This is a genomic window from Stenotrophomonas sp. BIGb0135 (assembly GCF_024810105.1).
GTDB classification, from domain to species: domain Bacteria; phylum Pseudomonadota; class Gammaproteobacteria; order Xanthomonadales; family Xanthomonadaceae; genus Stenotrophomonas; species Stenotrophomonas maltophilia_AB.
This window is the reverse complement of sequence record NZ_JANUDX010000007.1, coordinates 24,666-43,188: the sequence shown is the minus strand read 5'-3', so window position 1 is coordinate 43,188 and position 18,523 is coordinate 24,666. Positions and strand designations below refer to the sequence as shown.

16 protein-coding genes are annotated in these 18,523 nt (G+C 69.8%); 8 read left to right on the top strand and 8 right to left on the bottom strand.

The genetic code is table 11. The features are described from left to right. Positions 1-30: 30 nt before the first annotated feature. Positions 31-234, bottom strand: coding sequence for a YdcH family protein (locus M2421_RS14410; RefSeq protein ID WP_259208226.1), 204 nt, complete (start codon positions 232-234; stop codon positions 31-33). An 87-nt stretch (positions 235-321) separates the two neighbouring features. On the opposite strand from M2421_RS14410, the gene ttcA reads away from it, so the two are divergent. The 3 genes from ttcA (at position 322) to M2421_RS14395 (ending at position 3,061) form a co-directional block, all read left to right on the top strand. After that, positions 322-1,242: a tRNA 2-thiocytidine(32) synthetase TtcA gene (ttcA, locus tag M2421_RS14405; protein WP_259207889.1), complete on the top strand. Its 921-nt coding sequence runs from the start codon at positions 322-324 to the stop codon at positions 1,240-1,242. A 45-nt stretch (positions 1,243-1,287) separates the two neighbouring features. Next, positions 1,288-2,193: a recombination-associated protein RdgC gene (locus M2421_RS14400; protein ID WP_259207887.1), complete on the top strand. Its 906-nt coding sequence runs from the start codon at positions 1,288-1,290 to the stop codon at positions 2,191-2,193. Positions 2,194-2,272: 79 nt separating this feature from the next. Beyond that, entirely contained in the window at positions 2,273-3,061 is a 789-nt protein-coding gene (locus M2421_RS14395; protein ID WP_259207886.1) for a SprT family zinc-dependent metalloprotease, read from the top strand. Between the two features lie 655 nt (positions 3,062-3,716). Here the strand turns inward: M2421_RS14395 and M2421_RS14390 are convergent. Further along, positions 3,717-4,589, bottom strand: a complete 873-nt coding sequence (locus tag M2421_RS14390) for a methylglyoxal synthase (protein WP_259207884.1) — start codon at positions 4,587-4,589, stop codon at positions 3,717-3,719. Between the two features lie 162 nt (positions 4,590-4,751). Between M2421_RS14390 and M2421_RS14385 the strand changes: the two genes are divergently transcribed. Continuing rightward, positions 4,752-5,042, top strand: a complete 291-nt coding sequence (locus tag M2421_RS14385; RefSeq protein WP_259207883.1) for a hypothetical protein — start codon at positions 4,752-4,754, stop codon at positions 5,040-5,042. Between the two features lie 144 nt (positions 5,043-5,186). On the opposite strand, the gene M2421_RS14380 is transcribed toward M2421_RS14385, so the two are convergent. The 3 genes from M2421_RS14380 to M2421_RS14370 all read right to left on the bottom strand — a co-directional run bounded on the left by M2421_RS14380 (position 5,187) and on the right by M2421_RS14370 (position 11,761). Beyond that, entirely contained in the window at positions 5,187-6,632 is a 1,446-nt protein-coding gene (locus M2421_RS14380; RefSeq protein ID WP_259207881.1) for an FAD-dependent oxidoreductase, read from the bottom strand. A 96-nt stretch (positions 6,633-6,728) separates the two neighbouring features. Beyond that, a complete protein-coding gene (gene gltB, locus M2421_RS14375) occupies positions 6,729-11,183 on the bottom strand; it encodes a glutamate synthase large subunit (RefSeq protein ID WP_259207879.1) in 4,455 nt (1,484 codons plus the stop codon). A gap of 176 nt (positions 11,184-11,359) precedes the next feature. Next, on the bottom strand, positions 11,360-11,761 hold the full coding sequence (locus M2421_RS14370) for an I78 family peptidase inhibitor (protein WP_259207878.1): 402 nt from the start codon (positions 11,759-11,761) through the stop codon (positions 11,360-11,362). A gap of 136 nt (positions 11,762-11,897) precedes the next feature. Between M2421_RS14370 and M2421_RS14365 the strand changes: the two genes are divergently transcribed. Continuing rightward, positions 11,898-12,965 (top strand): DNA topoisomerase IB, encoded by a 1,068-nt coding sequence (locus M2421_RS14365; RefSeq protein ID WP_259207876.1) that lies wholly within the window; start codon positions 11,898-11,900, stop codon positions 12,963-12,965. Positions 12,966-12,974: 9 nt separating this feature from the next. Here M2421_RS14365 and M2421_RS14360 read toward each other — a convergent pair whose 3' ends face one another. Then, a complete protein-coding gene (locus tag M2421_RS14360; protein ID WP_259207874.1) occupies positions 12,975-13,316 on the bottom strand; it encodes a hypothetical protein in 342 nt (113 codons plus the stop codon). Positions 13,317-13,473: 157 nt separating this feature from the next. Here M2421_RS14360 and M2421_RS14355 point away from each other — a divergent pair, with 157 nt between their 5' ends. Continuing rightward, entirely contained in the window at positions 13,474-14,583 is a 1,110-nt protein-coding gene (locus M2421_RS14355) for an SDR family oxidoreductase (protein ID WP_259207872.1), read from the top strand. On the opposite strand, the gene M2421_RS14350 is transcribed toward M2421_RS14355, so the two are convergent. Beyond that, positions 14,540-15,682 (bottom strand): serine hydrolase domain-containing protein, encoded by a 1,143-nt coding sequence (locus M2421_RS14350; protein ID WP_259207870.1) that lies wholly within the window; start codon positions 15,680-15,682, stop codon positions 14,540-14,542. The genes M2421_RS14355 and M2421_RS14350 overlap by 44 nt on opposite strands. Positions 15,683-15,882: 200 nt before the next feature. Here M2421_RS14350 and M2421_RS14345 point away from each other — a divergent pair, with 200 nt between their 5' ends. Together M2421_RS14345 and M2421_RS14340 are read left to right on the top strand one after the other, a co-directional pair. After that, the gene (locus M2421_RS14345) at positions 15,883-16,269 is read left to right on the top strand and encodes a BlaI/MecI/CopY family transcriptional regulator (protein ID WP_259207868.1); all 387 of its coding nucleotides are present in this window, start codon (positions 15,883-15,885) and stop codon (positions 16,267-16,269) included. Between the two features lie 15 nt (positions 16,270-16,284). Continuing rightward, positions 16,285-18,099, top strand: coding sequence for a M56 family metallopeptidase (locus M2421_RS14340; RefSeq protein ID WP_259207866.1), 1,815 nt, complete (start codon positions 16,285-16,287; stop codon positions 18,097-18,099). A 58-nt stretch (positions 18,100-18,157) separates the two neighbouring features. On the opposite strand, the gene M2421_RS14335 is transcribed toward M2421_RS14340, so the two are convergent. Then, positions 18,158-18,478: an I78 family peptidase inhibitor gene (locus M2421_RS14335; RefSeq protein ID WP_259207864.1), complete on the bottom strand. Its 321-nt coding sequence runs from the start codon at positions 18,476-18,478 to the stop codon at positions 18,158-18,160. Positions 18,479-18,523 lie beyond the last annotated feature (45 nt).

Genomic DNA, 18,523 nt, shown 5'->3' with positions numbered 1-18,523 from the left:
GGGCTGACGGCAGCCGACCAACGGTCGGCTCTACGCGGGTTCGTCGGGGATCAACATGTCCGCCAGCCGGGCGATGCAGTCCTTCAACTGCAGTTTGCGCCGTTTCAGGCGCTTCGCCTCCAGCTCGTCATCGCCGTTGGCGGCCATGCGCTGGATCTGTTCGTCCAGCATGCGGTGCTCCTGCCGGAGCTCGGCAAGGCGGGCGCTGATCTGCTCGGGTGTCAGGGTATCCACGGTCTCGAGCATACACATCCGCGATGATGCCCGGGAGTGAACGCAGTCACTTCCTGGCGGCCGTGGCGGTCGGCGCGAGCCGGTAGAATGAAGGCCATGAGTGTCGTCCTTGCCCTGCCCGATCCCGTCCCGCGCGCCCGCGATCCGCGCGCGGCCGACGCCATGCAGGACAAACTGGCGCGGCGCCTGCGCCGCCAGGTCGGCCAGGCCATCGCCGATTTCGGCATGATCGAGGACGGCGACAAGGTGATGGTGTGCCTGTCCGGCGGCAAGGACAGTTACACCCTGCTGGACGTGCTGCTGCAGCTGCAGAAAAAGGCGCCCGTGCGCTTCGAGCTGGTCGCGGTGAACCTGGACCAGAAGCAGCCGGACTTCCCCGCGCACGTGCTGCCCGCGTACCTGGCGTCGATCGGTGTGGCGTACCAGATCATCGAGCAGGACACCTATTCGGTGGTCAGCCGGGTGATCCCCGAAGGCCGCACGATGTGTTCGCTGTGCTCGCGCCTGCGCCGCGGCGCGCTGTACCGCCATGCGGCGGAAAACGGCTTCAGCAAGATCGCCCTCGGCCACCACCGCGATGACAGCGTGGCCACGTTCTTCCTCAACCTGTTCCACCACGCCAAGCTGTCGGCGATGCCGCCCAAGCTGCGCAGCGACGACGGCCGCCACGTGGTGATCCGCCCGCTGGCCTACGTGGCCGAAGACGATATCCGCGCGTATGCGCAGGCGCGCGCGTTCCCGATCATCCCGTGCAATCTGTGTGGCAGCCAGGACACGCTGCAACGCCGCCAGGTCGGGCAGATGCTGCAGCAGTGGGAGCAGCAGCACCCCGGCCGCATCGACCAGATCGCCCGCGCGCTGGGCACCGTGGAGCCTTCGCAGCTGGCCGATCCCACGCTGTTCGATTTCATGGCGCTGGGGCGTGTCGACGCCGCAACGCCGCCTGTGCCGTCGGCCTGGACCGACGGTGCGCCCGCCGACAACGGCGGCGCGTCCGGGCTGTCCTGAGCCGGCCAACACCCCGCCTTCCCTTCACCTCTATTCCGGACTTCCATGTTCTTTCGCAACCTGACGCTGTTCCGCTTCCCGACCGCCACCGATTTCTCCGAGGTAGATACGCTGCTGCCGCAGGTGCTGCTCAAGCCGGTCGGCCCGCTCGAAATGAACTCCCGTGGTTTCATCTCCCCGTTCGGCCGCGAGGAAAAGACCGTTTTCTCGCACCGCATCGGCGATGCGCTGTGGCTGACCGTGGGCGGTGAGGACAAGATCCTGCCGGGCGCGGTGGTCAACGACCTGCTGGCGCGCAAGCTCGAGGAAATCGAGGAGAAGGAAGGGCGCAAGCCCGGCGGTCGCGAGCGCAAGCGGCTCAAGGACGACCTGCTGCACGAACTGATGCCGCGTGCGTTCGTGAAGAGCTCGCGCACCGACGCGCTGATCGACCTGACCCACGGCTACGTGGCGGTGGACAGTTCCAGCCGCAAGACCGGCGAGAACGTCATGTCCGACATCCGCGGCCTGCTCGGCAGCTTCCCGGCGATGCCGCTCAACGCCGAAGTGGCGCCGCGCTCGATCCTGACCGGCTGGATCGCCGGTGAAGCGCTGCCGACCGGGCTGAGCCTGGGCGAAGAGTGCGAGATGAAGGACCCGGCCGAGGGCGGGGCGGTGGTCAAGTGCCAGCACCAGGAACTGCGCTGCGACGAGATCGACAAGCACCTGGACGCCGGCAAGCAGGTGACCAAGCTGGCGCTGGTGTTCGAGGACAACCTGTCCTTCGTGCTGGGCGATGACCTGATCGTGCGCAAGCTGAAGTTCCTGGACGGTGCGCTGGACCAGCTCGAACACGCCGACGACGATGGCCGCCGCGCCGAACTGGACGCCCGTTTCGCCCTGCAGAGCGGCGAAGTGCGGCGCCTGTTCCTGTTGCTGGAAGAGGCCTTCAAGCTGAGCAAGGCCGACTGACGCACGGGCGCCGCCCCCCGGGCGGCGCCTGAACAGCGCGCAGTCATGCGCCGGCCACCACCGGCGCTATGCTGTACCCATGTCCGGATTCCTCCGCCGCCTTATTTCGCCGGCTGCCCCCACCCTGCAGCGCGACACGGTACGACTGCGCCTGGAAGACGCCGAGATCGATGTGCTGCGCGTGCGCGACCCGCGTGCGCGCCGGATCAAGCTCAGCGTGGACGAGCGCGGCGTGCGCCTGACCTTGCCGCCACGGGCGAGCCTGGTGATGGGCGAGCGGTTCCTGGAACAACACCGCGACTGGCTCTCAACCCAGCTGCGCAGCTACCAGGCGCAGAACCTGCCGGCACCGCTGGTGATCGGTGAACCCGGGCAGCTGCCGTTGCGCGGCGAGCTGCTGCCCCTGCGCTGGGAAAGCGGCCGCTACGCGCACCTGCAGGTGGACGCCGATGGCGCGTGCCTGCACTGGCCGGCACGTGGCACCGATGCCACGCTGCGCCGCACCCTGCGCGAATTCTATGAGGCACAGACCCGCGCCGACGTGGGCCGGTGGCTGCCGCGCTACCTGCCCGGCCTGCCGCGCGCACCGGCGCGCCTGCGGCTGAAGGTGATGTCCTCGCAGTGGGGCTCGCTGGCCCCGGACGGCAGCATGGCGCTGGACCTGGCGCTGGTGCTGGGGCGGCCGTCGGCGTTCGAGTACGTGCTGGTGCATGAGCTCTGCCACCTGATCCAGGCCAACCACTCGCCGGCGTTCTGGGCCGAGGTGAGCCAGCGCTTTCCGGACTGGCATGCCGAGCGGGATTACTTCCAGCTCGAAGGCCGGCGCCTGAAAGCGATGCTGCGGCAGCTGCTGACCCCGGCAGCGTAGCGCCACGCCATGCGTGGCGCCTGTTGGCGGCGGTGCATGCGCCCCCGCGGTCGGCGTAGGTGGGTGTTTGCGGTGATGCATGCACATCCGCGGCCGCCGTCGGCGGCCGTCATCGTGGGTGCGTCGGCAGGTCACGCGATACGGTGGCTTCGGATGCGCGGCCGCGCTGGCGCGCGGTCTCCACGCATGGCGTGGAGCTACGGGGTGGCGATCGGCTTCGGTGGGGCTGGGGGAGTTGGCGAGGGCGGGCGTGGCGGCTTTTTGCGGTGATGCATGCACATCCGAGGTCGGCGTTCGCGGGTGTCATTGCGGGTGCGTCGGCGGGCGACGGGATAGGGTGGCTGCGGATGCGCGGCGCGCGCTGGCGCGCGGTCTCCACGCATGGCGTGGAGCTACGGGTGGCGATCGGCTTCGGTGGAGCTGGGCGGCGTTGGCGAGGGCCGGCGTGGCGGCTCTTTGCGGTGATGCATGCACAACCGCGGTCGGCGTCCGCGGGTGTCATTGCGGGTGCGTCGGCGGGCGACGGGATGGGGTGGCTGCGGATGCGCGGCCGCGCTGGCGCGCGGTCTCCACGCATGGCGTGGAGCTACGGGGGCGATCGGCTTCGGTGGGGCTGTGCGGCGTTGGCCAGGGCCGGCGCCGTTTCTTGCGCTCCCTAGCGCTGTGCGCGGGTGGTGGCCGCCTGCGCCCAGCGCTCGGCCACGCGGGGGGCGGTGATGCACACGGCCTGGTCGGTGACGGTGGTGACCGCGCGCTCCAGCAGCTGGATGTCGGCTTCGTGCTGGCGCGCCACGTGCGGGTCCTCGAAGAAGATCGCGCGCTGGCAGTCGCCTTCCAGCACCCGGTCGGCGATCTGCGCATCACCGCCCATCGGGCCGCTCTGGTAACGCTGCACCCACGCCTGGTCCTGGGGCCAGCCGCGGCTCCAGGCCAGTTCGTTGAGGCGTTGGCCGGTGGTGCCGGTGCCCACCCGGTGGCGGAACCGCGACAGCAGGTCGAAGTGCGTGTCGGCGAAGGCCAGGATCGCCGGCTTCATCGCATCGTGCGCGATCAGGGCCAAGGTCTGGTGCTCGAACGCGTGCAGATCGTCCGCGCCGGGATCGGCCGCCAGCCCGGCATGCACGCGCTCCACCTCCACCCAGTCGCGGGCGGTGGCCACGGTGGAAATGAAGGGCTTGCCGTGGATCACGCACTGGCGCTTGAGTGCGGTGGCTTCGGGGAAGATCGAGGATGGGTCGACTGGGTCCATCAGGTAGATCGCCCCGTCCAGGGTGCGTTCCGGGGAGCCCATCCCGACCACTTCGGCGACCAGCTTCATCAGGCCGCCCTGGCGGCCGTTGGGGTAGCGCTGCAGCGGGGCGAACTCCGGCAGGAAGCCCAGGCGCTGGATCGCATCGAAGGTGCGTCCGACGGCGTGCAGTTCCACGCCCAGTTCGCGCAGTCCGCCGTCGCAGGCGCGCAACCAGCGGAACAGGGCGGCGTGCTTGTCGTGGTGGTGCAGGCGGTTGGCGGCCAGGCCGATGCGCATGGGACGGGATCCGGTACGGGGAAACGGCATTCTATGTCGCTTCCAGTCGGCCGAAAGGGGGATGACCATCACGGGCCTTCACGCGTTTTCGTATTAGTTGCATGGTTCGAAGGCGGGCCATAACCGACAGTGACGGTCGTCAGTCAATCAGAAAGTCCTGTCATGACCCCCGTCAAAGCCAACTACTCCGTATCGGTCAATCCCTCGGTCACCGACCGCAGCGCCCGCATCCGCGCCTTGGGCCGCTTGCTGCGGCACGCATCCAGCGGCGACGCGGACGTGCTGCTGGCCGGCTTGGCGCGCATGCTGGACGCCCATATCGGCAATGAACGCGCCGATGGTGCCAGCAACGAACGCATCCGCGACCAGCTCGATGAGATCGAGCTGCTGCTGGCGCTGGAGATCGAGCGTGCCGGCGTGCGCGCGGCCGCGCCGCTGTCGAAGGCGGCCTGAGGAGCAGCCGGGCATGGCCCGGCTCTACCCCCGCGCCGGTAGTGCCGGGCCATGCCCGGCAACCACGACCCACCGCAACGAGGCCCGTAGTGCCGGGCCATGCCCGGCAACCGCGCACAGCGCGCCCCGGTCACACCCGCCGCGCTATACCGACAGCAGCTGCGCGATGCTGGCTGCCGCGTCACGGCCCTCGGCCACGGCGGTCACCACCAGGTCGGCACCGCGCACCGCGTCGCCACCGGCGAACAGGCGCGGGTGGGCGGTCTGGAACGGCAACCGGTCGCGGCCGCCGGCGATGATGCGGCCGTTGTTGCCGGCCTCCACGCCCAAGGCGGTCAGCCAGCCCGGTGCGGTCGGCGAAAAACCGAACGCGATGATCACCACGTCCGCTTCGAGCAGCGATTCGCTGCCTTCGATCGGCACTGCGTTGCGGCGACCCTGTGCATCGGGTTCACCGAGCTGGGTCTCCACCACCATCACCCCGATCACCTCGTCATCGGCGCCGGCTTCGATCGACAGCGGCTGGCGGTTGAACAGGAAGCGCACGCCTTCCTCGCGGGCGTTGGCTACTTCGCGCGCCGAGCCGGGCATGTTGGCCTCGTCGCGGCGGTATGCGCAGGTGACCTTGGCCGCGCCCAGGCGGATCGCGCTGCGCACGCAGTCCATGCCGGTGTCGCCACCGCCCAGCACCACCACGCGCTTGCCCTCCAGGTCCGGCAGCGCGATCTGGTCTTCCCAGCCGGCGATCGGCCGGCCGTGGGCGTCGCTACCACTGACGATGCGGCTGTTCTGGACCAGGAACGGCAGGGCCGGCAGCACGCCCTTGAGGTCCTGGCCGAGCAGGCCGCCATCGGTGTAGCGGTAGGCGCCGGTGCCGACGAACACGGCGTCGTACTCGGCCAGCAGCTCGTCCATGCCGACGTCGCGCCCGATCTCCACCCCGAGCCGGAACTGCACGCCCATGCCTTCGAGCACGTTGCGGCGGCGGCTGATCACCGCCTTGTCCAGCTTGAAGCTGGGGATGCCGAACTGCAGCAGCCCGCCGATCTGTTCATAGCGGTCGTACACCACCGCCTGGATGCCGGCGTGGGCCAGCTTGTCGGCGCAGGCCAGCCCGGCCGGACCGGCACCGATCACCGCCACGCGCTTGCCGGTGGGCTCCACGGCGGTCATGTCCGGGCGCCAGCCGGTGGCCAGCGCGGTGTCCACGATGTACTTCTCGACCGCCCCGATGGTGACCGCGCCGAATTCCTCCAGCGTGCAGCTGCCCTCGCACAGGCGGTCCTGCGGGCACACCCGGCCGCACACTTCCGGCAGCGGGTTGGTCGAATGGCACAGCGTGGCCGCTTCATGGATGCGGTTTTCCTGCACCAGCTGCAGCCACTGCGGGATCGCGTTGTGCACCGGGCACTTCCAGCTGCAGTACGGGTTGCCGCAATCCAGGCAGCGCCCGGCCTGGAACTGCGCGTCTTCCTTGCCGAACTTGCCGTACAGCTCGCCCCAGTCGCCGGAGGTGCGCAGTTCGACCGGGATGCGCTGCGGCATCGTCCGGGGCAGATCGAGGAACTGGAAAGCTTGCTTGCGGCTCATGGCTTGCTCTGTGTTGGGTGGCGTCGCCGGCCAGCGGCCGGCATTGCAGCGGTGGGATGTGCGGCGCCGGCGTGGTGGCCGGCGCCTCGACCCCGGTCAGGCAGCGCGGCGCAGCGAGTCGGTGAGCGACTCGATGCTGGCGGCCTTGGGTTTGACCAGCCAGAACTTGCCGACGTAATCGCGGAATTCATCGAGGATCTGCTGCGCCCAGATGCTGCCGGTCAGTTCGCGGTGGCGGCTGATCAGCGTATGCAGGTGCTGGCGATGGTTCTCGAAGCCCTCGGCCGAGATGCGGTGGATGTCGATCAGTTCGTGGTTGTAGCGGTCCACGAAGTCACGGTCGATATCCAGCACGTAGGCCAGGCCGCCGGTGAAGCCGGCGCCGAAGTTCAGCCCGACCTTGCCCAGCACCAGCACGATGCCGTCGGTCATGTACTCGCAGCAGTGGTCGCCGGCGCCTTCGATCACCGCCAGCGCGCCCGAGTTGCGCACGCCGAAGCGCTCGCCGGCCCGGCCCGCGGCGAACAGCTCGCCACCGGTGGCGCCGTACAGGCAGGTGTTGCCGATGATCGCGGTGTTGCGCGCCTCGAAGCGTGCGCCGCGCGGCGGGCGTACCACCAGGCGGCCGCCGGCCATGCCCTTGCCGACGTAATCGTTGGCTTCGCCTTCGACCTCCAGCTGCAGGCCGCCGACGTTGAACGCGCCGAAGCTCTGCCCGGCGGTACCGCGGAAGCGCAGCGTGAGCGGGGCATCGCTCATGCCCTGGTTGCCGTGCGTGCGCGCGATCTCGCCGGACAGACGGGTGCCGATCGAGCGGTCGGTGTTGTGGATCAGGAAGCGGTGTTCGCCGCCTAGCTTGCCGGCGATGGCCGGCGCGAGCAGGCCGTCCATCTGCGTGGCCAGGCTGTCCGGCGATTCGTACAGGCGCTGCGCGGCGCAGTGGCTGCCGGCGTATTCGGCCGGGTTGAGCAGGCGCGACAGGTCCACCTTGACCCCCGGGCGCGGCGAGACCTCCAGCTGCTGCAGCAGGTCGGTGCGGCCGACGATCTCGTCCAGCGAGCGCACGCCCAGGTAGGACAGCCAGCCACGCACTTCCTCGGCCAGCAGGCGGAAGAAGTTCTCCACGCGCTCGGGCAGGCCGGTGAAGTACTGCGCGCGCAGGCGCTCGTCCTGGGTGGCCACGCCGGTGGCGCAGTTGTTGAGGTGGCAGATGCGCAGGTACTTGCAGCCCAGCACGATCATCGGCGCGGTGCCGAAGCCGAAGCTGTCCGCGCCCAGCAGCGCGGCCTTGATCACGTCCAGCCCGGTCTTCAGGCCGCCGTCGGTCTGCAGCAGGGTGCGCCCGCGCAGGTCGTTGGCCACCAGCGCCTGGTGCGACTCGGCCACGCCCAGTTCCCACGGCACGCCCGCATAGCGGATCGAGCTGACCGGGCTGGCGCCGGTGCCGCCGTCATGGCCGGACACGGTGATCAGGTCGGCGCCGGCCTTGACCACGCCGGCGGCGATCGTGCCCACGCCGGCATGGCTGACCAGCTTCACCGAGACCAGCGCGGTCGGGTTGACCTGCTTGAGGTCGTAGATGAGCTGGGCCAGGTCCTCGATGGAGTAGATGTCGTGGTGCGGCGGCGGCGAGATCAGGCCGATACCCGGCTTGGCATAGCGCAGCCGTGCGATCAGTTCATTGACCTTGTGCCCGGGCAACTGGCCGCCTTCGCCGGGCTTGGCACCCTGGGCGACCTTGATCTGCAGCACTTCGGCGTTGACCAGGTACTCGGCGGTGACGCCGAAGCGGCCCGATGCCACCTGCTTGATCTTGCTGCGCTTCTCGGTGCCGTAGCGCACCGGGTCTTCGCCGCCTTCGCCGGAGTTGCTGCGCCCGCCAAGGCGATTCATCGCGATGGCCAGCGCTTCATGCGCCTCGGGCGACAGCGCGCCCAGGCTGATGGCGGCGGTGTCGAAGCGGCGGAAAAGGTCTTCGGCCGGGGCCACCTCGTCCAGCGGGGTGGGCGTGGGCGCGGCCTTGAGCTGCAGCAGGTCGCGCAGCGCCGACACCGGCCGGCCATGCACGGCCTCGCAGTAACGCTGCCAGTCCGCGGCCTCGCCGCTGCGCGCGGCGCGCTGCAGGGTCATGACCACGTCCGGGTTGTACATGTGGTATTCGCCGCCGTGCACGTACTTGAGCACGCCGCCCACGTCGGGGCGCAGCAGGTCGTTCCAGGCACGCACGGTGAGTTCGCGGGCTTCGTCGTCCAGGCGGGCGAAGCCGACGCCGGCCACGCGCGAGGCGGTGTCCGGGAAGCACAGGTCGACGACCTCGTCATCCAGCCCGACGATCTCGAACAGCTGCGCCCCGCGGTAACTGGCCACGGTACAGATGCCCATCTTGGAGATGATCTTGGACAGGCCCTTGTAGATGCCCTTGCGGTAGCGGCGACCGATCTGCGACTGCTCGCCGCCCTTGCTCAGCTGCAGGATGCCGCGCCGGCCCAGGTCGAACAGGGTCTGGTAGGCCAGGTACGGGTACACCGCGGTGGCACCGAAGCCGAGCAGGCAGGCCATGTGGTGCGCATCGCGGGCGGTGCCGGTTTCCAGGATCAGGTTGACGTCGCAGCGCAGCCCGGCGTTGGACAGGTGGTGGTGCACCGCGCTGGTGGCCAGCAGGGCATGCACCATCGGGCGGTCGGCGACCGGGTAGCGGTCGCTCAGCAGCAGCATCACGATGCCCTCGCGCGCGGCCGCCTCGGCCTCGGCGCAGATCCGCTCGATGCCGGCCTTGAGGCCTTCCTCCAGGCTGTAGGACAGGTCGATCAGCCGGTTCTTCTCGACGTACTGCTCCATCTTGATCAGCTGGCGCAGCTTGCGCTGGCTGAGCACGGGCGAATTGAGGATGACGTGGTTCACCGTCTCCGCGCCGGCGTGGAAGATGTTGGTCTCCTTGCCGAGCTGGGTGGACAGCGACATGACGCAGTCTTCGCGCAGCGGATCGATCGGCGGGTTGGTGACCTGCGCGAACGCCTGGCGGAAGTAGTCATACAGCGGGCGGCTGTGCTGGCTGAGCACCGCCATGGGCGTGTCATCGCCCATCGAGCCGGTGGCCTCCTGCTCGGTCTCGGCCAGCGGGCGCAGGATCTGCTCCACTTCCTCGCTGCTGAGCTGGAACAGCTTGTGGTAGCTGCGCAGGGTGCGCTCGTCGAAGGGTTCCTCGACCAGCGACGGATCGATCAGCTCGGTCTGCAGGTAGGTCACGCCCTGCTGCAGCCACTGCTTGTAAGGGGCGCGGCCGCGGTTGATGCGGTCGATGGCGTCCGAGTCGAGCAGGTCGCCGCGCTTGAGGTCGATGGCCATCATCTCGCCCGGGCCCAGCTTGCCCTTGCGCACCACGCGCTCGGCCGGCACTTCCCACACGCCCGCCTCGGAGGCGACCAGGAAGTGGCGGTCGGAGGTCAGCATCCAACGCGCCGGGCGCAGCCCGTTGCGGTCCAGCGTGCAGGCGGCATAGCGGCCGTCGCAGGCGACGATGCCGGCCGGGCCGTCCCACGGCTCGCTGTTGAGGCCGTAGAACTCGTAGAACGCGGCCAGGTCGGGGTCCTTGAACTCCAGCGACTGGGTGGCCGGCGGCACCAGGATGCGCAGCGCCTGGATCAGCTCCATGCCGGCGCTGACCATCAGCTCGAGCATGTTGTCCAGGCTCTGCGAATCCGAGCCGTGCATGGAGATGACCGGGTTGAACTCGCCGATGTCGAAGCGCGGCGTCTGCCACACCTTGCTGCGCGCCTGCGCCCAGCGGCGGTTGCCTTCGATGGTGTTGATCTCGCCGTTGTGGGCGAGCATCCGGAACGGGTGCGCCAGCGGCCAGCGCGGCAGGGTATTGGTGGAGAAGCGCTGGTGGAACACGATGGCGCTGGAGGCCAGGTCGTTGCGCTGCAGGTCCACGTAGAAGCGGCTCAGCTTGTCCGGCAGCACCATGCCCTTGTAGCTGATCGCATTGGGGCTGAGCGTGGTGACGTAGTAGTCGGCGTGGTCGCGCAGCTGTTGCTCGCTGCGGCGGCGGGCCAGGAACAGGGCCAGGGTGAAGGCGGCCTCGTCCTGCGCGGCACCGGCATCGACGAAGACCTGCTCGATCCGCGGCAGGGTGTCACGCGCCAGTTGGCCGCAGACGCTGGGGTCGGTCGGCACCAGGCGCCAGCCGACGGGCTGGCAGCCGGCAGCGCGCAGCTGCTGTTCCAGGGTGTCGCGACAGGCCTGTGCGGCGGCGTCGTCGTGCGGCAGGAACACCACGCCGGCGGCGAATCGCACCCCCAGGCTGAGCCCGGCCTCGGCGGCGAGCGCCTTGAGGAACACGTCCGGGCGGCGCAGCAGCAGGCCGCAGCCGTCGCCGGTGACACCATCGGCGGCCACACCGCCGCGGTGGGTCATGCGCGACAGCGCGGCAATGGCGGTATCCACCAGCAGTCGGGACGGCTGGTCATCGAGCTGGGCGACCATGCCGAAACCACAGGCATCGCGCTCATCTTGCGGGTCGTAAAGCCCTTGGCGGTTGCGGGGGGCCATCTCTGCCTCAAAGTCGGGTGAGCGGCGACACTCGTCCCCGCTCACTCCGTTGAGCGCATCTGGAGGCACCGGATGACTCGACTAGATCACAGTTGCTGCAACGCCGCAATACACGGTTGCAGGCGCAACCAAACCCCTTTAATTACCGCCTGGAATCACCTTCCAGGCGGCCCTGTTCAGCCACAGCGCAGGCCGCTGATCGCGCCCTTCTCATCGACTTCGATGTTCAGCCGCTCACCGACGAATTCCATCGTGGTGGCATCGGTGGGCTTGAGCACGCGCAGCTGCTTGGCGCTGGCGTCCTGCTGGGCCTGGTTGCCCACGGCGTCGGAATAGGCCTGGCCGACCAGGCTCTGCACCTGGGTGGCGTCGCACTCGCCGACCGGGGGCGCTTCCAGCGCCTTGCCTGCTTCATCGGTGGGCGCGGCGGCGGCTTCGGCAGCCTTCTGCGCATGGGTGGCGACGGCTTCCTGCTCGTCCATGGGCGGTGCCTGGCAGGCGGCCAGGGCCAGCAGGGTGGGGAACACGGCGACAAGGCCGATGGAACGCCGCAGGCGGCGGAACGACAAGGACGGCATCGAGACTCCGGACATCGAACCAGGGAAACCTTGGAGGATATCGCCAAGCGGGGCGTGAGGTGTTCGTGTTGCGTTATTGACGCCGCCTCGCACCGATAACCGGTATCACTGCCTGCCCTGTCCGTTGCCGCCGCCGATGAGCCCGAGCCGTTCCCCTGCCACCCCCGAAGCCGCCGCCGCCCGCGAGGCCGGCCTGCGTTACGTCAGCGACGAGATGCCGGGCCTGCAGCGCCGCCGCGCCGGCAAGGGCTTCAGCTACCGCGATGCCGACGGCGCGGCGGTGCGGGACGCGACCACGCTGGCGCGGATCCGCGCGCTGGCGATCCCGCCGGCCTACACCGACGTGTGGATCTGCGCGCTGCCCAACGGCCACCTGCAGGCCACCGGTCGCGACGCGCGTGGGCGCAAGCAGTACCGCTACCACGCCGACTGGGCGCGGGTACGCGGCGATGGCAAGTTCGACCGGATCATCGCCTTCGGCACGGCACTGCCCGCGCTGCGCCGGCGGCTGCGCCGCGACCTCAAGCTGCCCGGCTTCCCGCGCGACAAGGTCCTGGCCATCGTGGTCGCCCTGCTGGCGCAGACGCTGGTGCGCGTGGGCAATGAGGTATACGCCCGCGACAACCGGTCCTACGGGTTGACCACGCTGCGCAACCGGCACCTGGCGCTGGTCAAGGGCGGGCGTGCGCAGATGCGCTTCCGCGGCAAGTCCGGCCAGGTGCATGAGGTGGACGTGGATGATCGCCGCCTGGTGGCGCTGATCCGCGGTTGCCAGCAGCTGCCCGGGCAGGCGCTGTTCCAGTATCGCGATGATGAGGGTACGGTGCAGCCGGTGGATTCGAGCATGGTCAACGACTACCTGCACGACGCGATGGGCGAGGATTTCAGTGCCAAGGACTTCCGCACCTGGGGCGGGACGCTGGAAGCCATCCGCCAGCTGGCCGTCACCGAGCTGCCCGAACCCTCCAGCGAACGTGCGCTGGCGGCGTTGCAGAAGCAGGTGGTGTGCGAGGTGGCGACCCTGCTGGGCAATACGCCGTCGGTGTGCAGGAAGTCCTACATCGACCCGTGCGTGTTCGATGGCTGGCGCGCCGGCTCGCTGAAGGCGCTGGCAGGGCTGCGCGGCGAGCGCCAATGGGAGCAGGCGACCTTGAAGGTGCTCAAGGCCGCACGGCGCACGGTCAAGCGCGCGCGGGCGGCCTGAACGGGGCGATCAGCCGCAGTAGAGCGCGGTGATGTTGTTGGTGCCGCCGGTTTCGATGGTGAGGCGCTCCCCGCCCGTCTCCGCGCCCGGGGTGGCGTTGGCCGCGCCGCTGGCGGTGGGGCCGCTCTCGCCGCGCTGGCCGCGCACCACGTTGACCTGCAGGCTGTCGCTGTCCACGCGGGCGCGTTCGACGGTGGCCGCCGAGGCCGCCAGGCCGACGGCACCGCGCACCTTGTCGACATGGCACTGGCCGGAAATGACGCCGTCGATCGGCTGCACCTGCGCGATCGGGGTACTGCTGCAGGCGGACAGGGTGGCGAGGGCGGCGAAGGCGATCAGGGTGCGGTACATGGGGGACTCCAGCAGGTTTTCAGGTCTGCAGCGTGCCGCTGCACGCGTATGCGGCGGATGAAGCCTGCACGGCATGCCCACATCGCGCTCACTTTGCGTGATCGCCGGGGTGGCCACACTGCCTGTGCACTTGAATGCTTTCGCAAAGGAGCCCCCGATGGCCACCCGCACGACCCGCAAACGCCCCGTCCCCGCCGCCGCCGAACAGGCCGCAACGCCGCAGGCCGAACGCACGCCGGTAGTGAAGACAGCCACCCGCAAGGCCGCCGCGAAGGATCCACGCGCCGCCCGCGTGGCCGCGCGCCAGCGTCGCCTGCAGGATCAGGAGAAGGCCAAGGACGCCCGCGTGGCCAAGCAGGCGGCGAAGAAGGTCGCGGCTAAAAAGGCCACGAAAAAGGCCACCCAGGCCGGCGCCCGCAAGCAGCCGGAGAGCATGCCGGCGCAGCAGTTGCCCAAGCCCGGCAACGAGCACGAACTGCAGCTGGCGCCGCGCTTCCTCGCCCCGGACTATCGCGGCAGTGGCAAGCTGAAAGGCAAGCGCGCGATCATCACCGGTGCCGATTCCGGCATCGGCCGCGCGGTGGCGGTGCTGTTTGCCCGCGAAGGCGCCGACGTGGCCGTGCTGCACCTGGACGAGGCGGCCGATGCGAAGGTGACCCGCCAGCATGTGGAGGCCGAAGGCGGCCGCTGCGTGGTGATCGCCGGCGACGTGCGCGACCCGGCGTTCTGCAACAAGGCGGTCAAGCAGGTCGCCAAGGCATTCGGCGGGATCGACATCCTGGTCAACAACGCCGCGTTCCAGCTGCATTGCGAGCGCCTGGAAGACCTGGAGGACGCGCACCTGCAGGAAACCCTGCAGACCAACATCGGCGGCTACATCCAGATGGCGCGTGCGGTGTTGCCGCACCTGCAGGAAGGCGACTGCATCATCAACAGCGGGTCGGAAACCGGCCTGTTCGGCAGCAAGGCGCTGATCGATTACTCGGCTACCAAGGGTGCCATCCATGCCTTCACCAAGGCGCTGGCCAGCCAGCTGCTGCCACGCGGCATCCGCGTCAACGCGGTGGCGCCGGGGCCGGTCTGGACGCCGTTGAACCCGGCCGACAAGCAGGCCGCCGACGTGGCCGAGTTTGGCAAGGACAGCGACATGGGCCGCCCGGCGCAGCCGGAAGAACTGTCCCCGGCGTACGTCTTCCTGGCCTCGCCGATTACCGCCAGCTACATCAGCGGGGTGATCCTGCCGGTGATGGGCGGGCCGCGCGGTTGAGCATTGCCGGCGCGGTGTAGAACGCGGCGATCGGGGCGATGAAGTCCTGCGGGTTGGCGCCGACCAGATTGGTCAGCACGATCACCGCCAGCTTGCGGTCGGGATACACGATGAAGGCCGCGCGCGCACCGCCCATGCCGCCGACCTGCAGGTCCGGCGTGGTGCCCATGACCGGCCAGCCGGCCGACCAGGCGCCGGGGGTCCCGTCGTTCAGGACCTCCGGTGCCCACATGCGGCGCACGCCGTCATGGCTGAGCAGCTGGCCCTTGGACAACGCGATCATCCAACGACCCACTTCGTCGGCGGTGGTGAGCATGCCGGCGCCGGCCCACAGCTCCGGTGAGAGGTCGTAGAACCAGTGCGACAGCCGCGCCGGCGCATCGGGTGCGTCGGTCTTGCGCGGGAACCAGCTGTAGATGGTGGCGGCAGTGGCGACCAGATCGTAGCTGTCGCCGAAGGTGGTGCGCGGCATGCCCACCACGTCGAACTGATGGGTGGCCATGTACTGCGCGTACGGCATGCCCGATTGTCTGGCGATGATCCGCGCCAGCAGCACATAGTTGGTCTGGTTGTAGCGGTGCCGCTCGCCGGGCGCGGCCTCCACCGGCAGGGCGGTCACTTGTTTCCACGCCTCCTGTTCGGTGCCGCCGCCGAGCAGGCCCTGCGCGTCGAGGATGTCCGGCAGGCCGGAGGTATGGGCGAGCAGCTGGCGTACCCGCACCTTGCCCCACGCTGGCGGCAGGTCATCGAGGTAGCGCGACACGGGGGCCTGCAGGTCCAGGCGCCCGGCCTGGGCGAGCTGGGCCATCGCCACGCCGGTGAAGGACTTGGTGGCCGAGTTGAGGGGAAAGCGCGTGTCGCGGGTGGCGGCGACGGCATTCTCGACGTTGGCCATGCCGTAGGCCTCCGACAGCACCAGCTGGTCGTCCTTGACCACCGCGATCTGCAGGCCGGGGATGCGCCTGGCCTGCATCGTGTCCTGCACGAACTGGCGGGTCTGCGCGTTGGCCTGGTCCCAGGCGGTGGACGGGGCGGCGAAGCACGCCAGGGGCACGACGAGTGCGGCAAGGACGATGGCGCGGAGGGTGCGGGAACGCATGCAGCTTTCCTTGGGCGGGTACGCCGGACGTCGGGCGCCGGTGGAGCGGGGACAGTCCGGCTCGCAGGCTTGGATGCGGTCGAGGACCAGAAGGTTTAAGCGCCCCGCCCGCGACCGTTCGTCGGCGCACGCCCTCCGGCACTTGACGACAGGTGTAGTCACTGGCACGTTAGCGACACGTGTAGTCATCGGAGTGTGCCATGCGCGGCAAGACCATCGGGGACCAGGAGCTGGCCCTGTTGCAGTACGTTTCGGAACAGGGGGGCGCGACCGTGGGCGAGGTCGCGGCCGGGTTTGGCGAGGAGCGCGGGTTGGCGCGTTCGACGGTGCTGACCATGATGGAGCGCCTGCGCGGCAAGGCCTACCTGCAGCGCAAACAGGTGCAGGGGGTGTACCGCTACGCCGCCACCAGTGGCCAGGACAGCGTGGTGCAGGGCGCGGTGGCCAGCTTCGTGGAGAAGACGCTGCAGGGCTCGGTGTCGCCGTTCGTGGCCTTCATGTCGCACAAGGCCGAGGTCAGCGACCAGGAACTGGCCGAGCTGGAAGCGCTGGTCGCGCAGTTGCAATCACGCAAGCGGGAGAGCTGAGCCATGGACACCCTGATGACCGACCTCCTGATGCGACTCGGCTGGACCAGCGTGCAGAGCGTGGTGCTGGCAACCCTGGTCTGGGGCGCGTGCCGGCTGCTGCCGACGCTGCCGGCGGCCACGCGCTGCCGGTTGTGGTGGCTGGTCGCCGCACAGGCCGTGCTGGGCCTGGTGTGGAACAGCCCGCTTGAGCTGGCCGTGTTGCCGGCGCCGGCCGCCGCGCCGGTGCTGCCCGCGCTGGCCGCACCCGTTGCGGAATCCACGATGCGCCTGCTGCCGGCCGCGCTGGACACGGCGGCGATGGCAGCGCCGCAGGCGGCGACGTGGTCGTGGTCGATGTTGCTGCTGGCGGCCTGGGCCGCAGGCGTCGCGGTGATGCTGCTGCACAGCCTGCGCGGGTATCGCGCCAGCCGCGCCCTGGTCGATGCGGCGATGGACTGCACCGATGCCTCGCTGCAGCAGGCGCTGCAGCTGGCCGCCGATGCGCACGGCCTGCGCCGCGCGCCGCGGCTGAAGCTCTCCGCGCAGATCCGCTCGCCGCAGCTGATCGGACCGTGGCGCCCGGTGCTGCTGCTGCCGGCGCGCGAACTGCCGCGCATGGCTGCCGATGACCTGGACATGGCGCTCACCCATGAGCTGATCCACCTGCAGCGCCGCGACCTGTGGTGGGGCTTGCTGCCGGCCCTGGCGCAACACCTGTTCTTCTTCCATCCGCTGGTCCACCTGGCCGCGCGCGAATATGCGCTGGCCCGCGAGGAAGCCTGCGATGGTGCGGTGGTGGCCGGGCACGGCCATTGCCGCCACGACTATGGCCGCCTGCTGGTGCAACTGGGCGTGGCACCGCGACCGGCGGTGGGCGTGGCCAGCGCATCGCCGAATTTCCGCAGCCTCAAGCGGCGGCTGTTGAGCCTGCAGCAGACCCGGCGCTGCCCGCGCGTGGCTGCCGTGGCCATCACCGCGATCTTCGTCCTGGTGGGCGTTGCGCCGCTGCGGTTGGTGGCCGCCGCGGCCCCACCGCCGCCGCCGTCGCCACCGGTGGCACCCAGCGAACCGCCGCCGCCACCACCGCCGCCGGCCCCCGCGCCGTCGCCGACGCGGTCACCACGGCCGGCCCTGGCACCGACCGCGCCGATTGCCCCGGCGGCGCCTGCCGCCCCGGTCGCCCCGGTCGCTCCGCGCGCGCCGGAACCGCTGCAGCCCCTGCGGGAGGATCTGTCGTTCGTTACCCACGGCCAGATCAACCTGTCGCGGCAACGGCCGGCCGAGGCCTTCGTGTTGATGGACGGGAACGACAACCTCGTCGACGCCTCGGTCGCCGATCTGAAACAGGCGCGCCGCGATGCCGGCAACGGCGAACGGGCCCTGTGGGTACGGCGCGGGCAGGCCCGGTATCTGATCCGCGACCCAGCCGTGATCGGCGCATTGGCGCGCTCCCAGGCCGAGGTGGCCGCGCTCGGCAATGCCCAGGCAGAATTGGGGGACCGCCAATCGGCGTTCGGCGAACAGATGGCCAAGCTGAGCATGCAGGTCACCGCAGACGTCATGGCCGATGTGGATGTGGCCGGCATCGCCCAGGCGGCCGGACGACAGGCCACCATGGATGCTGCCGCCGAAGCCAACCAGGCCGCGCGCCAGGCGCGGACGGCAACGGCGCGGGCAGTGGACGCGCAGCAGATGGCCCGGATGGCCCGTGAGCAGGCCGAACTCGGTCGCGAGCAGGCGCGCCTGGCACAGCAGCAGAGCGTGGCCTCGGCCCGCGCCGCACGCCAGGTGCGGGCGGCGATCGATCAGGCATTGTCCAGCGGCAAGGCCGAGCGCCTGCGCGACTGAGCGGGCGGCAACGGCGGCCTGCGCAACGCAGGCCGTCGACGTCTACAGGGCAGGCCGATCAGCCGCAGTTGGCGCGCACGATCCTGTTCTGCTCATCCACCTCGAGGCTGATGCGGTCTTCGCGGAAATCCATGGTCATGGCCATGCCCGGTTTGAGCACGCGCGCATGCTTGGCGCCGCTGTCTTTCACTGCCTTGGCAACCACCGCCTCGCTGGCGGTCTGCCCGACCAGGCCGTTCAGGGCGTCGGTAGTGCAACGGGCCGCGCTGTCGGCGCCGGCGGCCATCGGCTCGGAGGTCGGGGCGTTGCTCTTCGGTGGCTGGCTGCAGGCAGCCAGCGGCAACGCACAACCAAGGACAAGCAGAAGATTCAGGCGCATGCGGTGGTCCTCCCGGGATCAGTGGCACCAGTGTGGCGACCGCAG